The sequence below is a fragment of the Aquimarina sp. 433 genome, assembly GCF_054054605.1.
This window is the reverse complement of the sequence record NZ_JBSWZK010000066.1, coordinates 1-233: the sequence shown is the minus strand read 5'-3', so window position 1 is coordinate 233 and position 233 is coordinate 1. Positions and strand designations below refer to the sequence as shown.

Below are 233 nucleotides of genomic sequence, written 5' to 3'. Positions count from 1 at the left end.
ACAGTTACCAGTGGTAATACGAGTAATACCGATCCAAGTGGTACGGTAACGATTACCGATAATGATAATACTCCTACGGTTAGTATTAGCGATATTACAGTTGCAGAGGATGTAGGTAATGCTACAGTTACAGTAAGTATTGATGTAGCGAGTAGTGTAGATACGGTTATAGATATAGTTACTACAGATGGTAGTGCTAGTGAGCCAGGTGATTATACAGAGGTTATTACTAC

The 233-nt window shown here is 38.6% G+C and carries 1 protein-coding gene; it reads left to right on the top strand.

The features are described 5' to 3' along the window. Positions 1-233: hypothetical protein (locus ACWNT5_RS24350; protein WP_456518876.1), on the top strand; the 233-nt coding region annotated here is incomplete at both ends.